Source organism: Streptomyces sp. NBC_01216 (assembly GCF_035994945.1).
GTDB lineage: Bacteria > Actinomycetota > Actinomycetes > Streptomycetales > Streptomycetaceae > Streptomyces.
The window spans coordinates 3,056,574-3,070,505 of the sequence record NZ_CP108677.1 but is presented as its reverse complement, the minus strand read 5'-3'; the positions used below and the strand labels follow the sequence as shown (position 1 = coordinate 3,070,505).

Here is a 13,932-nt window from a genome sequence, read left to right as displayed (position 1 = left end):
GGTCTTTAGGAAGGGTAATGAGTTACGCTAAGGAACATGCCTGACCTGTCCCACGGCACCCCCGACGATGTCGCGGCCGTGAACGCGCTCCGTTCCTCCGTCATGCGACTGGGCCGACGCCTCAAGCACCAGCGCGTCGACGAGTCGCTGAGCCCCACCGAGATGTCGGTACTCGGCACGCTGTCGCTCTGCGGCTCCGCCACCCCCGGTGAGCTGGCCCGCAAGGAGCACGTCCAGCCGCCGTCGATGACCCGTATCGTCGCGCTGCTCGAAGCCAAGGGACTGGTCCGGCTGGAGCCGCACCCCGACGACCGCCGGCAGAAGGTCGTCAGCCAGACCGAGCAGGCCGAGGCCATGCTCGAGGAGTCCCGCCGCAAGCGGAACGCCTGGCTGGCCACCCTGGCCGAGGGTCTGGACGAGGACGAGTGGGCCAAGCTGCGCGCGGCAGCCCCCGTGCTGGAGAAGCTCGCCCATCTGTAGACCCCGACGCCGAGGAGGCGACGCACCTTGAGTACGGGACCCGGAGCAGACTCCGCCCCCGTCCACCCATCCGATATCGACAACCCTGAGGAACTCGGCGACGGCCGGGCGCACGACGACGGGACCGACCCCCGGGGCGGTCGCACACAGGGCGACGAGACCGGCTCCGAGGCCGGTCGTACGCAAGACGAAGACACCGGGCACGGGCGGCCGAACGGCTCCGCGGCGATCCGCCCGGCGGACCGGACCGGCGACCGCGGCACCTTCTCCTCCCTCGGCATCCGCAACTACCGGCTGTTCTTCACCGGAGCCATCGTCTCGAACACCGGCACCTGGATGGCGCGGATCACCCAGGACTGGCTCGTCCTGAGCCTCACCGGGTCCGCCGCGGCCGTCGGCGTCACCACGGCCCTGCAGTTCCTTCCGATGCTCCTCTTCGGTCTCTACGGCGGCGTCATCGCCGACCGCTACCCGAAGCGCCTCATCCTCCTGTTCAGCCAGGCCGCGCTCGGGCTGTGCGGACTGGCGCTCGCCGTCCTCACCCTCTCCGGCCACGTCCAGGTCTGGCACGTCTATCTGATCGCCTTCCTGCTCGGCATGGTCACCGTCGTCGACAACCCCAGCCGGCAGTCCTTCGTCTCCGAGATGGTCGGTCCGGACCAACTGCGGAACGCCGTCTCGCTCAACTCCGCGAACTTCCAGTCCGCCCGCCTGGTCGGACCGGCCGTCGCGGGGCTGCTGATCGCGACCGTCGGCAGCGGCTGGGCGTTCCTCCTCAACGGCCTGTTCTTCCTGGCGCCGCTCACCGGGCTGCTCCTGATGCGGCCGGCCGAACTCCACAAGGTGGAGCGCGCGCCGCGAGGCAGGGGGCAGCTGCGGGAGGGCCTGCGGTACGTCGCCGGGCGCCCGGACCTGATCTGGCCGATCGTGCTGGTCGGCTTCGTCGGCACCTTCGGGTTCAACTTCCCGATCTGGCTGACCGCCTTCTCGGGCGAGATCTTCCACGTCGGCGCGGGAACCTACGGCTTCCTCAACACCCTGATGGCGACGGGCTCGCTCGCGGGCGCCCTGCTCTCCGCACGGCGCGGCAGTTCCCGGCTGCGGATGCTGGTGGGCGCGGCGGTCGCCTTCGGCGTCCTGGAGATCGCCGCGGCGCTGTCGCCGTCGTTCTGGCTCTTCGCGCTGCTGCTCGTCCCGATCGGCATGTTCGGCCTCACGGTCAACATCACCGCCAACTCGGCCGTCCAGCTGGCGACCGACCCCGTCATGCGGGGCCGGGTCATGAGTCTCTACATGATGGTCTTCGCCGGCGGCACTCCGATCGGCGCTCCGCTGCTCGGCTGGATCACCGACACCTACGGCCCCCGGGTCGGCTTCGCCACGGGCGGCCTGGTGTCGCTGGCCGCGGCGGCCGTGATCGGCCTGATCCTGGCCCGCGTCGGCGGACTGCGGATGTCGTTCACCTGGCGGGGCACCCACCCCCAGGTCCGTTTCGTCCCCCGCGAGCGTCTCGTCACCGCGGCCTGATCGCCGACGGGTGGGGAGCCGGTTCCCCACCCGCCCCGGACGCGGACCGGTCCGCCCGGCGGCGGACGCCGCCGGGCGGATCAGAGGACGCGCCGCTCCAGCACCTGGCCCGGCCAGTCACCGACCCGGAAGGACTCCGTCCGGCGGAAGCCCTGGCGCTCGTAGTACGCCACCAGCCGCCCCTCGCTCCCCGCGAAGCAGTCCACCCGCAGCAGGGACAGGCCCTGTCGGCGGGTCTCCGCCACCGCGTGCGCGAGCAGCGCCGCTCCGACGCCCCGCCCGTGGAACCGGCCGTCCGTCGCCAGCAGGTGCACGTACACCTCCGGTTCGTCCGCAGGTGCCACGTACGAGGCCGGGTGCGGGGTCAGCGTCATCGTTCCGGCCGGCTCCCCGTCCACCTCCGCCATCCACGGGGTCCCCGAGGCCACGATCTCCTCCACCGTCCGCACGGCCGCCGGCCGTGACGTCCAGGGTTCGGTCCCCCACTGCGCGGTGATCCCCTTGCCGTTCAGCCAGACGACGGCGCTGTCGAGCATCGCGAGCACGGCGGGAGCGTCCTCGGCCCCGCCCCTTCTGATCGTGATCTCCATCCGGTCGACGTTAGCCGCTGCCAGACTTCTCCCATGAGGCTTTTCGCTGCCGTACAGCCCCCCGCCGAGCAGCTGGCCCAGCTCGGCCGCGTGGTGGACCGCCTGACCGGGCTGCCCGGCGCCGACGGACTGCGCTGGACCTCCCGGCCGGGGTGGCACCTCACCCTCGCTTTCATGGGCGAGGTCGACGCGGACCTGCTGCCCGACCTGCGCGCGCGCCTGGCACGGGCCGCCCGCCGCACCGACCCCTTCCCGCTGCGCCTCCACCGCGGCGGGCACTTCGGCCGGCGCGCGCTGTGGGTGGGGGCCGCCGGGGGACTGGACGAGCTGCGCCTGCTCGCCGAGCGCGCCGACGCCGCCGCCCGCCACGCGGGCGTCCCGATGGGCGAGCACAGGCGCTACCAGGCCCACCTGACGCTCGCCCGGACCCGTACCGACCGGGACCTCGGACCGTTCCTTGCCGCGCTCGACGACTTCGAGGGCACCCGCTGGCAGGTGTCCGAGCTGGTCCTGGTCCGCAGCCTGCTCCCGGTCTCCGGTGTCCCGGGAGAGCTGCCGCGCTACGAGACGGCCGGTTCCTGGCCCCTGGGCGGGGCGGAACCGGCACCGGTTCCGGGTTAACCTCGACGGGTGGACCCGAAGACCCGTAACCGGATCATGGCCGGTGTGCTCGTCCTGATGTTCGCGATCGTCGCGGTGGCCTCGGTCGTGGGCTGACGCGTATCCCGGGACCCGGCGGCCCGCCGGTCCCCGCCCGCGGGGCCGGCACGTCGACGCGCGACTCCGCGGGCGGCGACCTCGCCCGCGAGGCGCTACTCGATCACCAGGCGAAGGCTTCCGGCGACGACCCGGGCCCGGGGAAGACCTCGTCCAGCCCGGCCAGCACCTCCTCGCTCAACTCCAGCTCCAGCGCGCGCAACGCGCTCTCCAACTGTTCCACCGTGCGCGGCCCCACGATCGGTCCGGTGACCCCCGGCCGAGTCAGCAGCCATGCCAGGGCCGTCTCGCCGGGGGCGAGCCCGTGTTTGTCGAGCAGGTCCTCGTACGCCTGGAACCGGGCCCGCGTCGCAGGGTCGGCGAGCGTCTCGGCCGCGCGGCCCGTGGTGCGGCGCCTGCCCTCGGTCTCCTTCTTCAGGACGCCGCCGAGCAGTCCGCCATGGAGCGGCGACCAGGGGATGACGCCGAGGCCGTACTCCTGCGCGGCCGGGATGACCTCCATCTCGGCGCGCCGCTCGTAGAGGTTGTAGAGGCACTGCTCGCTGACGAGGCCGACCATCCCGCGCCGGGTGGCTGCCTCGTTCGCCTGGGCGATCTTGTAGCCGGGGAAGTTGGAGGAGCCCGCGTACAGGACCTTGCCCTGCTGGATCAGGACGTCGACGGCCTGCCAGATCTCCTCGAAGGGAGTGCGGCGGTCGATGTGGTGGAACTGGTACAGGTCGATGTAGTCGGTGCCGAGTCGCTTGAGGCTGGCGTCGACGGCGCGGCGGATGTTCAACGCCGACAGCCGGTCCTCGTTGGGCCAGGTCTCGCCCTCACGCGACATGGAGCCGTAGACCTTGGTGGCGAGGACCGTCTTCTCCCGCCGGCCACCGCCCTGGGCGAACCAGGAGCCGATGATCTCCTCGGTACGGCCCTTGTTCTCACCCCACCCATACACGTTGGCCGTGTCCACGAAGTTCAGACCCGCGTCGAGCGCGGCATCCAGGATGCCGTGGCTCGTCGTTTCGTCTGTCTGCGGGCCGAAGTTCATCGTGCCGAGGACGAGGCGGCTGACCTTGAGTCCGGTGCGTCCGAGCTGCGTGTACTTCATGGGGCACAAGCCAACTGCTTCGAGCGCACTCCAAGCAAGAGCCGCCCGGTAGAAGCCCGTCCATGCGACTGTCGGTCTGTTCGTACCGGATCCCGCGAGGATCGGGTAGCCCCGGCCGTGACGGTCCAGGTCATGCGGTCCCCTCGGGGTGTGTGTCGGCAGGCGTGCGTCTTCCCCCGGTGCAGTACTGGACAGTCCAGTACCTGAGCGAGTACTGTACCGTCCAGTTCCGCTGTAGTCAGTCCATCCGGTATCGCTTCTCTCCGTCGAGGAGGACATCGCATGTCCCAGACCCCCAGTGCCGTGGTCGCCGTCTCCGCCCCGGTCCTCCCGGCGACGCGGGCCCTGTTGGCCGGCGCCGTCCTGGCGGGACCGCTGTTCCTGGGCGCGGGCGTGATCCAGGGCCTCACCCGCGACGGCTTCGACTTCACGCGCAACGCCCTCAGCCAGTTGAGCCTCGGCGACCTCGGCTGGATCCAGGTCGTCGCCTTCCTGCTCGCGGGTGTCCTGGTCATCGCCGGCGCGGCCGGGATGCGCCGGACGTTGCGCGAGGCGCCCGGCGGGACCTGGGCGCCCCGGCTGATCGGCGTGTTCGGCGCCTCGTTCCTGCTCGCCGGTGCCTTCGCCGCCGACCCGGGCGCCGGATTCCCCGCCGGCGCCCCGGAGGCCCGCGCCGCCTCGCTGAGCACGCACGGCGCCGTCCACATGGCCGGCGGGATGGTGGGTTACCTGGCGCTGTGTGTCGCGTTCCTCGTGCTGGCCCGCCACTTCGCCGTCCAGGGCCGACGAGGGTGGGCCGTCGCCTCCCGGGTCGTGCCGGCGGTGGTCCTCGCGGGGTTCGCCGGCTCGTCCGCCTCCGTCCTGGCCTTCACCGCCGGAGCCGGACTCGGCCTCCTCTGGCTCACCGCGGTGACCACCCGGCTGATGACCGAGACGTCCCCGGCGCGGCGCTGAGCGCGTTCCCCTCGCCCGTCGCCCCGGAGCGGGCGGCACTCCGAGACCGACGATCCAAGATCACCGAGTATGAACGGACGGCATTCAGCGTCATGACCGCACCAGTGAAGGGCCCCGCAGCCTACTTCCCCTCGATCGAGAAGAAGTACGGCCGCTCGATCGCCGAGTGGAAGGATCTGATCCGCTCCTCGCCCCTGACCAAGCACATGGAGCTCGTCTCCTGGCTCAAGACCGAACACGGCCTGGGCCACGGCCACGCCAACGCGCTCGTCGCGCACACCCTCGCCGAGGACAGCGGAAAGTGATCCGCGGCCGGCGGCCTCGGCTGCGTCTGTGTCGTGAGTCCGGCGCCCTGCGGCCCGCCGCGCCGGACGCGAGCCCTGGGTGACGGACCCGGTCCGACGCGGCCTCAGGACTCCGGGGCCGGGACGGTCCGCGCGGCCAGGGCCGTGAGCAGTTCGTGCTCGCGGGCGGCGCTGAGGCCGGCGCGCCGGGCGCGGTCCAGCCCCTGCTCGCGTTCCCAGCGCACCGTGTCGGCCAGCAGGTCCGCCCGGGGGCGGTGCCGGAGCCCCGCCGCCTGGGCGGCGGCACCGCTCCGGGCCGCCCATCCCTCCCAGCCCCTGTCCACCACCCACATCGGCAGCGACTCCGGGCCCATGGCCTGGACCACACCGTTCGCCAGCAGCCAGGCCGAGTCCGCGGTGGCCACCGGACCGGTGTGCCCGCCGGCGGCGCGGGACAGTTCGATCCACTCCCCGAACGGCAGGACCGGGCCGACGGCGTCGAAGACCCCGGCCGTTCCCGTCTCGGCGGACCGGACCAGCCAGGCGGACAGGTCGCGCACGTCGACGGTCTGGGTGGCGATGGCCGGTTCATCCGGCACCAGCATGGGCCCCCGCGGGTCGCGGGCGGCACGGGCCGCCCAGTAGCCGGAGCGCCCACTGGCGTCGCCCGGACCGCCGATGAGGCCCGCGCGGGCGATCAGGAGACGCCCGCCCACGGCCGTCGTGGACGCCTCCTCGCAGGCGGACTTCGCCTCGCCGTACAGCTCGCGGCCGACCTCGGCCCGGTCCGTCGGCGGCAGCAGGGCCGCCGACTCGTCCGCGCCGGTCTCGGCGTGGGAGACGTAGGCGCTGACGGACGAGACGTACGTCCAGTGGCGGGCCCGGCCGCCCAAGGCCGCGAGCGCCTCCCGCACGAAGCCCGGCTGCCAGGACACCTCGACGACCGCGTCCCAGGTCCGGTCGAGGAGCGGCGCGTACGCCGCGGGGTCGCTCCGGTCGGCCGCCACCAGGCGCGCCCCGTCCGCGACCGCGCCGCTCTCACCGCGCGCCAGGCAGGTCACCCGGTGGCCGCGCCCGATCGCCTGACGGGACAACTCCCGTCCCAGCCACGCCGTCCCGCCCAGTACCAGCATCTCCATGGCGACAGCCCACCACGCCGCGGGCCGACCGCGGGCGGGCTTTCGCCGCCGGCGGACGCCGCCACCACACGGCCGGCCTCCCGGGGGCCGGACCCTGCGGGGTGCCGGAGCTCAGACGCCGGCCGGCGTCCCGGCCGGTATCGCCGCGTTCCGCGCGGCCCCGTCGTCCGCGGCCCCGGCTCGGCGCGCCGAGCCGTAGGCGGCGCCGATGCCCCACGAGCGGTACAGGCGGTCCGCGAAGGCCGCGGCCAGTTTGTGCTCGCCCGTGGGGCCGGGGTGGGTGCCGTCGTAGGTGTCCGTGCGGAGGTCGTACGAGCCGGGCACGGTCGCCAGGAGCAGCGGCGAGGTCACCGTGTCCAGGTCCGCCACGGTCCGGGCGAGCAGCTCGTTGAAGCGGTGGCACTCGGCCGCGAAGGGTCCGTCCGACTCGGCCCGCACATTCGGTATCACCGGCAGCAGGACGGCTCTGACGCGCGGGTTCGCCGCGCGGGCGGCGCCCACGAAGGCGCGTACGTTCTCCGCCGTCTGATCGCTGGAGGTGTAGAAGCCCAGGTCGATCAGGCCCAGCGAGACGAGGAGGACGTCCGCCCGGGTCCGCGCGACCGTCTCGCCGACGACCGGAGCCATGTGCAGCCAGCCCTCGCCCCAGCCGGCCAGGTGGCGGCGGGCGGGCGCGGGAAAGGCGGGGTCGCGGTAGTCGTGCGAGAGGGGCGCGTCGGCGACGGCGTCGTACAGCGCGGTGCGGGGGCCGACGATCTCGTAACGGTCCGGCAGGGCCGCGTCCAGGTGCTGCCACATGCGGTAGCGCCAGGTGTAGTCGCCGGCGCGTCCGATGGTCATGCTGTCGCCGACGAACATAAAACGCATGGCGCCCATCATCGCGGACGGTGACGGCGGCCCGCGACGTGATCCGGACCACCTCCGCGCCGTCGTGGCAGTCTTGGGATCATGCGATCGTTTCTGCGCGCCACCGCCACGGCGGCCCTCGTCCTGCTCGCGGCGACACCGGCCGCCGCCACGCACGGGGCGGACGCGGTCGTCGCGGGCGCCGCGGCTCCGGCGGAGGAAGGGGCCGACCGGGACTTCACGATCAAGGACCCGCGGATCACCGAGTCCAGCGGACTGGCCGCGAGCCGTCTCCACCCCGGTGTCTACTGGACGCACAACGACCAGGACGCTCCCCTGATCTACGGCATCGACTCCCGTACCGGCGAGACGGTCGCGACCCTCACCATGAAGGGCGTCGGCACGCCCCGTGACATGGAGGCCGTCTCCATCGGCCCGGACGGCGACCTCTACGTCGGCGACATCGGCGACAACCTCGACGGTTCCTGGGACCACGTGTGGATCTACCGGTTCCCCGAGCCGAAGCGGCTCGGGGACCAGACGGTCCAGGCCCGGCAGTACGACGTGACGTACGAGGACGGGCCCCGCAACGCCGAGGCGCTGATGGTCCATCCGAAGACCGGACGGGTCTACATCGCCAGCAAACGGGAGGGCGGCGGCGGCCTGTACGAGGGTCCGGCGAAGCTCTCGTCCGCCGGTGCGAACGTGTTCCGGCGGGTCGGCGAGGTGCCCTGGGTCACCGACGGAGCCTTCTCCCCGGACGGCGAACGGCTCGCGCTGCGCGGGTACTTCAGTGCCCGGGTCTACGACTGGAGGAACGGCCGGACGGAAGGTGACGGCACGTCACCGGGAGCGCCGTTCCAAGGTCAGGCCGAGTCCGTCACGTACACCGCGGACGGCTCGGCGCTGATGTTCGGCTCGGAGGGCAAGAACAGCCGGGTCGTCCGGGTCGACGTCGAGCGTAAGGACGAGGCGCGGCCGTCCGGGGGCACCGGCGCGGGACCGGCGACCGGGGGCTCCGGCGCGGGCGCCGGCCAGGGAGAACAGGGAAACTTCACGCTGGGGGTGCTGGTGCTCGGCGCGGCCACCGCGCTCGTCCTCGGCGGCAAGCGGCTCCTGCGTCGGCGCTGACACGGCGAACAACGTCGAGATCGCCGACACAGGTGGACCTACGACGGCAACCCACTCAGGACCGCCTGATCAGACCCAACACCCCTCCACGAACGTGCGCGGAGCAGCGCTAGAGCTGCTCGATGACGTAGTCCACGCAGGCGGTCAGCGCCTGCACGTCCGCCGGGTCGATCGCCGGGAACATCGCGATCCGCAGCTGGTTGCGGCCCAGCTTGCGGTAGGGCTCGGTGTCGACGATGCCGTTGGCGCGCAGCGTCTTGGCGACCGCCGCGGCGTCGACCTCGTCCGAGAAGTCGATCGTGCCGATGACCTGCGAACGCTTGGCCGCGTCGGTGACGAACGGGGAGGCGTACTTGGACTCCTCGGCCCAGCCGTACAGCGCCTGCGAGGAAGCGCCGGTGCGGGCCACGGCCCAGTCCAGACCGCCCTGGCCGTTGATCCACTTCAGCTGCTCGTCGAGCAGGAACAGCGTGGACAGGGCGGGGGTGTTGTACGTCTGGTTCTTCAGCGAGTTGTCGATCGCCGTCGGCAGGGAGAAGAACTCCGGGATGTGCCGGCCCGAGGCGTGGACACGAGCCGCGCGCTCCAGGGCCGCCGGGGAGAACGCCGCCAGCCACAGGCCGCCGTCGGCGGCGAAGGACTTCTGCGGGGCGAAGTAGTAGACGTCCGACTCGGTGATGTCGACCGGCAGGCCGCCCGCGCCGGAGGTGGCGTCCACCAGGACCAGCGCACCCTCGTCGGCGCCCGCGACCCGCCTGACGGGCGCGGCGACACCGGTGGAGGTCTCGTTGTGGGTGTACGCGTAGACGTCGACGCCCGCCTCGGCCACCGGCTCCGGGTGGGTGCCCGGGTCGGAGGCGATCACGGTCGGCTCCGCCAGCCAGGGGGCGAGCTTCGCCGCCTTCGCGAACTTGGACGAGAACTCGCCGAAGGTGAGGTGCTGCGACTTGTTCTCGATGAGCCCGTGGGTCGCGATGTCCCAGAACGCGGTCGAGCCGCCGTTGCCCAGGATCACCTCGTAGCCCTCGGGCAGCGAGAAGAGGTCGCGCACTCCGGCGCGTACCTCGCCGACCAGGTTCTTGACCGGGGCCTGGCGGTGGGACGTACCGAGGAGGGAGGTGCCGGTGGCGGCCAGGGCGTCCAGCGCCTCCGTACGCACCTTGGAGGGGCCCGCGCCGAAACGGCCGTCGGCGGGCTTGATGTCAGCGGGAATCCGGATCTCAGCCACGAGGCGGAGCGTATCGGGTCGGACGGGTGGCGAGGGACGATGTCCGCCGGATGAGACACCGGGTGAGACATTCTGTCCCCATGGTGGAACCCGGGGATCTTGCTCAGGAACTGCGGCGGGCCGTCGGCGGAGAAGTCGACTTCAGCGCGGGAGCGCGGGCCCTCGTGACCATGGACGCGTCCAACTACCGTCGGGTCCCGCTGGGTGTGGTCGCCCCGCGGGACGCGGCGGACGTGGCGGCCGTCCTCGCGGTCTGCCGCGCCCACGAGGTGCCGGTCGTGGCACGGGGCGGCGGCACCTCGATCGCGGGCCAGGCGACGGGCACCGGCGTGGTTCTCGACTTCACCCGCCACATGCGTTCGATCGTGTCACTGGATCCGGTGGCCGGGACCGCCGTCGTCCAGCCGGGTGTGGTCCTGGACCGGCTCCGGGACGCGGCGCGCCCGCACGGACTGACCTTCGGGCCCGACCCGTCCACCCACAGCCGCTGCACCCTCGGCGGCATGATCGGCAACAACGCGTGCGGCGCGCACTCGGTGGCCTGGGGCACCACCGCCGACAACGTCCTGGAACTCGACGTCCTGACGTACGCGGGAACACGGCTGCGCCCCGGGCGGGACTGGCGGGGCGCGCCGGAGGGACTGCGGGAGCTGGTCGGCGCGAACCTGGGGCTGCTGCGCACCGGCTACCCCGAGGGCCTGCCGCGCCGGATCTCCGGCTACGCGCTCGACGCGCTGCTGCCGGAGCGGGGCGCGGACGTGGCCCGTTCGTACTGCGGCAGCGAGGGCACGCTCGGAGTGCTCACGGAGGCGACGGTACGGCTGGTGCGGGCGCCGTCCTCACCGGTCCTCGCCGTCCTCGGGTACCCGGACGAGGGCGCGGCGGCCGACGCCGCGGCGGGGCTCCTCGCGCACCGGCCGCTGACGGTCGAGGGCATGGCGGCCGACCTGGTGAGGGACGCCGCCGGACTGCCGCGCGGCCGGGCCTGGCTGTTCGTCGAGACGGACGGGGAGGCGGCGGCGCGGGCGCTGGTGCGGGCGGCGGACGCGCTGGACGCCGCCGTGGTGACGGACCCGGCCGGACAGCGGGCCCTGTGGCGGCTCCGCGAGGACGCGGCCGGGACGGCGACCCGGATGCCGACGGGCGAGGAGGCGTGGCCGGGCTGGGAGGACTGCGCGGTACCACCCGCCCGGCTGGGGGAGTACCTGCGGGAGTTCCGGCGGCTGCTGCGGGAGTACGGGCTGCGCGGTACGCCGTACGGCCACTTCGGCGAGGGTTGCGTCCACGTCCGGATCGACTTCGACCTGTGGACACCGGCGGGCGTGCGGCATTTCCGGCGCTTCTCGGAGGCGGTGGCCGACCTCGTGGTGGCGCACGGCGGTTCGCTGTCCGGCGAGCACGGCGACGGACAGGCGCGGGCGGAGCTGCTGCCGAGGATGTACGGCCCCGAGCTCGTCGGGCTGTTCGGGCGGGTCAAGGACGTCTGGGACCCGGCGGGCGGCCTCAACCCGGGCATGCTGGTGCGCCCGGACGGACTCGACCGGAATCTGCGGTTCAAGGGCTTGCCCGTCGTGCCCGCGGCGGCCCGCTGCGTCGGGGTCGCCAAGTGCCGGGTGGACGGCCCCGGGCAGGGCGAGAGCGTGATGTGTCCCTCGTACCGGGCGACCGGTGAGGAGCGGCACTCGACGCGGGGCCGGGCGCGGCTGCTGCACGAGATGGCGCTGGGCGAGGTGATCACCGACGGCTGGCGTTCCGAGGAGGTGTACGAGGCGCTCGACCTGTGCCTGTCGTGCAAGGGGTGTCGCAGCGACTGCCCGGTGGGCGTGGACATGGCCTCGTACAAGGCGGAGTTCCTGCACCGCTACTACGAGGAGCGCCGGCGGCCCTGGTCGCACGTCACCATGGGCCGGCTGCCGCAGTGGCTGCGCTGGGCGGGCCCGCTGCTGAACGTGGCACGGGTGCTGCCCTTCTCGGCGTGGCTGGCGGGCGTGACGCCGCGGCGTCCGCTGCCGAGGGTCGCGCCGCGGACCTTCGTGTCGTGGTTCGGGGCACGGCTCGGCGCACCGTCGGACGTGCTGATGTGGCCCGACACCTTCACCAACCACCTGGCCCCGGAGGTCGGCCGGGCCGCGGTCCGGGTGCTGGACGCGGCGGGGGTGCGGGTGGGGCTGCCGCCGGGGCGGGTCTGCTGCGGCCTCACCTACGTCTCCACGGGCCAGCTCGACCGAGCGCGCGGGGTGATGCGCCGGACCCTGGACGCGCTGGGCGAGGGGCCGGACCGGCCGGTGGTCGTCCTCGAACCCTCCTGCGCGGCCACCCTCCGTACCGACCTGCCGGAACTCCTGGCGGACGACCCTCGGGCGGCCCGGCTGGCGGCCTCCGTGCGGACCTTCGCGGAGGCCCTGGAGGAGTGCGCGCCGGACTGGCGCCCGCCGCGCCTGGACCGCGAGGTCGCGGGCCAGACCCACTGCCACCAGCACGCGGTCCTGGGCGACGCGGCGGACCGGCGCCTGCGGGAGCGGGCCGGTCTCACGGGTGAACTGAGCGGCGGCTGCTGTGGCCTGGCCGGCGACTTCGGCTTCGAGAAGGGGCATTACGAGGTCTCGGTGGCCTGCGCGGAGGAGCGGCTGCTCCCGTCGGTGCGGGCCGCCGGCGAGGACGCGGTGATCCTGGCGGACGGCTTCTCCTGCCGTACCCAACTGGCCCATCTGTCGGAGCGTCGGGGCCGACACCTGGCGGAGGTCCTGGCGGAGGCGCTGCACGACGAGCGTCGCGCCGGCGGCCCCGGCGAGCGGGACGGCCAGGGCGGGTCGCACCGGTCCGACGGGACGGACCGCGCGGACGGGGTGGAGTGAACGAGCCGGACGTACCGGGTGGGGCGGTCCGCACCGGAGGGACCTGCCGGCGCGTGCCGGCGGTGGCGGACGTCTTCCGTCCCGGGCCATGGCGCCCCGTTCCCGGCGGGGCGGAGGTGCCCGTGTAGGGAGCGGTGGGACCGGCAACCGTCGCCGGGCGGCGGGAGCCACCGCCCGGGAGCCGGCCCGGGAGCGGCCGGGCGGGGCGCGGCTCACTCCTCCCGTGTGACCTCGTGGGCCAGGGCCACCAGCAGTCCCGTCGCCGGGTGCGGGGACGCGTCACGCCAGGCCAGGACGACATGGACGGGGGGCGCGTCCGCCAGCGGGCGGTACACCACCCCCGGGTGCGGGTGCATCGCGGCCGTCGAGGCCGCGGAGACACCGATGCCCCGGCCCGCCGCGATCGCGGTGAGCCAGTCGTCCGTGTTCGCGACGGTGAGCGTGGCGGCGGGACGCGCCTCGGCCGGCCACAGGTCGAGGCCCGTCGTTCCGGAGACCGTGTTGAGGACGACGGTCTCGCCGGCGAGGTCGGCCAGGCCCAGGACGTCGCGGCCGCCCAGGGGGCTGTCCGCCGGGAGCGCGGCCACCCGGCGTTCGGTGGTCAGCCGCTCCGTCGCCAGCCCCGGGGCGTCCACCGGACCGCGCAGCAGCGCGGCGTCCACTTCGCCGCGTACGAGACCGGCCGTGCGGTCGTCCACCCGCAGGAGTTCCAGCGGGATGTCGGGGTGCTCGCGCTGCCACCGGCGCAGCAGGGGGGTCGTGTAGCGGCCGAACGCCGCCCAGGCGTGGCCGAGGCGCAGGGGCCGGTGGCGCAGGCGCGCCGGGTCCACGGCCGCGTCGAAGGCGGCCACGGCGGAGGCGGCCCGGTCGCGGAAGGCGCGGCCCTCCGCGGTGAGGGCGAGGTGATGGGTGGACCGGTCGACGAGGCGCGCCCCGAGGTGGGTCTCCAGAGCCGCGAGGGTGCGGGAGACGGCGGGCTGGGTGAGATGGAGGCGGGCCGCGGCTCTGGTCACGTTGCCCTCGTCGGCGATGGCGAGGAAGGCACGCAGGTGACGCAGCTCAAGACCCATGCGTCCGGAGAATAACCG

13 protein-coding genes are annotated in these 13,932 nt (G+C 73.6%); 7 read left to right on the top strand and 6 right to left on the bottom strand.

Features of this window, described 5'->3' with window-relative positions; translation table 11 throughout:
• The first annotated feature begins 36 nt into the window (after positions 1–36).
• Positions 37–480: a MarR family winged helix-turn-helix transcriptional regulator gene (locus OG393_RS13280; RefSeq protein ID WP_327374868.1), complete on the top strand. Its 444-nt coding sequence runs from the start codon at positions 37–39 to the stop codon at positions 478–480.
• Positions 481–708: 228 nt separating this feature from the next.
• Positions 709–2,007 carry an MFS transporter gene (locus tag OG393_RS13275; RefSeq protein WP_327378414.1) on the top strand — a complete coding sequence of 433 codons (1,299 nt, stop codon included), beginning with the start codon at positions 709–711 and terminating at the stop codon, positions 2,005–2,007.
• Positions 2,008–2,087: 80 nt separating this feature from the next.
• Here OG393_RS13275 and OG393_RS13270 read toward each other — a convergent pair whose 3' ends face one another.
• On the bottom strand, positions 2,088–2,597 hold the full coding sequence (locus OG393_RS13270) for a GNAT family N-acetyltransferase (RefSeq protein WP_327374867.1): 510 nt from the start codon (positions 2,595–2,597) through the stop codon (positions 2,088–2,090).
• Between the two features lie 33 nt (positions 2,598–2,630).
• On the opposite strand from OG393_RS13270, the gene thpR reads away from it, so the two are divergent.
• Positions 2,631–3,218 carry an RNA 2',3'-cyclic phosphodiesterase gene (thpR, locus tag OG393_RS13265; RefSeq protein ID WP_327374866.1) on the top strand — a complete coding sequence of 196 codons (588 nt, stop codon included), beginning with the start codon at positions 2,631–2,633 and terminating at the stop codon, positions 3,216–3,218.
• Positions 3,219–3,417: 199 nt separating this feature from the next.
• Here thpR and OG393_RS13260 read toward each other — a convergent pair whose 3' ends face one another.
• Positions 3,418–4,407, bottom strand: coding sequence for an aldo/keto reductase (locus OG393_RS13260; RefSeq protein ID WP_327374865.1), 990 nt, complete (start codon positions 4,405–4,407; stop codon positions 3,418–3,420).
• Between the two features lie 282 nt (positions 4,408–4,689).
• On the opposite strand from OG393_RS13260, the gene OG393_RS13255 reads away from it, so the two are divergent.
• On the top strand, positions 4,690–5,361 hold the full coding sequence (locus OG393_RS13255; RefSeq protein ID WP_327374864.1) for a DUF998 domain-containing protein: 672 nt from the start codon (positions 4,690–4,692) through the stop codon (positions 5,359–5,361).
• A 92-nt stretch (positions 5,362–5,453) separates the two neighbouring features.
• Positions 5,454–5,666 carry a DUF4287 domain-containing protein gene (locus OG393_RS13250; RefSeq protein WP_327374863.1) on the top strand — a complete coding sequence of 71 codons (213 nt, stop codon included), beginning with the start codon at positions 5,454–5,456 and terminating at the stop codon, positions 5,664–5,666.
• Between the two features lie 104 nt (positions 5,667–5,770).
• Here OG393_RS13250 and OG393_RS13245 read toward each other — a convergent pair whose 3' ends face one another.
• Complete coding sequence (locus OG393_RS13245) at positions 5,771–6,784, bottom strand: NAD-dependent epimerase/dehydratase family protein (RefSeq protein ID WP_327374862.1); 1,014 nt, start codon at positions 6,782–6,784, stop codon at positions 5,771–5,773.
• A 111-nt stretch (positions 6,785–6,895) separates the two neighbouring features.
• Entirely contained in the window at positions 6,896–7,651 is a 756-nt protein-coding gene (locus OG393_RS13240) for a GDSL-type esterase/lipase family protein (RefSeq protein ID WP_327374861.1), read from the bottom strand.
• A gap of 81 nt (positions 7,652–7,732) precedes the next feature.
• Between OG393_RS13240 and OG393_RS13235 the strand changes: the two genes are divergently transcribed.
• The gene (locus OG393_RS13235; protein ID WP_327374860.1) at positions 7,733–8,761 is read left to right on the top strand and encodes a WD40 repeat domain-containing protein; all 1,029 of its coding nucleotides are present in this window, start codon (positions 7,733–7,735) and stop codon (positions 8,759–8,761) included.
• 109 nt (positions 8,762–8,870) lie between these two features.
• On the opposite strand, the gene serC is transcribed toward OG393_RS13235, so the two are convergent.
• A complete protein-coding gene (gene serC / locus OG393_RS13230; protein ID WP_327374859.1) occupies positions 8,871–9,989 on the bottom strand; it encodes a phosphoserine transaminase in 1,119 nt (372 codons plus the stop codon).
• An 80-nt stretch (positions 9,990–10,069) separates the two neighbouring features.
• On the opposite strand from serC, the gene OG393_RS13225 reads away from it, so the two are divergent.
• The gene (locus OG393_RS13225) at positions 10,070–12,844 is read left to right on the top strand and encodes an FAD-binding and (Fe-S)-binding domain-containing protein (protein ID WP_327374858.1); all 2,775 of its coding nucleotides are present in this window, start codon (positions 10,070–10,072) and stop codon (positions 12,842–12,844) included.
• 212 nt (positions 12,845–13,056) lie between these two features.
• Here OG393_RS13225 and OG393_RS13220 read toward each other — a convergent pair whose 3' ends face one another.
• Positions 13,057–13,914, bottom strand: coding sequence for a LysR family transcriptional regulator (locus OG393_RS13220; protein ID WP_327374857.1), 858 nt, complete (start codon positions 13,912–13,914; stop codon positions 13,057–13,059).
• Positions 13,915–13,932: the final 18 nt, after the last annotated feature.

Coding starts and splice junctions, on each gene's coding strand:
- OG393_RS13225 (WP_327374858.1), top strand. CDS start 10,070: ATGGTGGAACCCGGGGATCTTGCTCAGGAACTGCGGCGGGCCGTCGGC.
- OG393_RS13250 (WP_327374863.1), top strand. CDS start 5,454: ATGACCGCACCAGTGAAGGGCCCCGCAGCCTACTTCCCCTCGATCGAG.
- thpR (WP_327374866.1), top strand. CDS start 2,631: ATGAGGCTTTTCGCTGCCGTACAGCCCCCCGCCGAGCAGCTGGCCCAG.
- OG393_RS13280 (WP_327374868.1), top strand. CDS start 37: ATGCCTGACCTGTCCCACGGCACCCCCGACGATGTCGCGGCCGTGAAC.
- OG393_RS13270 (WP_327374867.1), bottom strand. CDS start 2,597: ATGGAGATCACGATCAGAAGGGGCGGGGCCGAGGACGCTCCCGCCGTG.
- OG393_RS13240 (WP_327374861.1), bottom strand. CDS start 7,651: ATGCGTTTTATGTTCGTCGGCGACAGCATGACCATCGGACGCGCCGGC.
- OG393_RS13260 (WP_327374865.1), bottom strand. CDS start 4,407: ATGAAGTACACGCAGCTCGGACGCACCGGACTCAAGGTCAGCCGCCTC.
- OG393_RS13235 (WP_327374860.1), top strand. CDS start 7,733: ATGCGATCGTTTCTGCGCGCCACCGCCACGGCGGCCCTCGTCCTGCTC.
- OG393_RS13255 (WP_327374864.1), top strand. CDS start 4,690: ATGTCCCAGACCCCCAGTGCCGTGGTCGCCGTCTCCGCCCCGGTCCTC.
- OG393_RS13220 (WP_327374857.1), bottom strand. CDS start 13,914: ATGGGTCTTGAGCTGCGTCACCTGCGTGCCTTCCTCGCCATCGCCGAC.
- OG393_RS13245 (WP_327374862.1), bottom strand. CDS start 6,784: ATGGAGATGCTGGTACTGGGCGGGACGGCGTGGCTGGGACGGGAGTTG.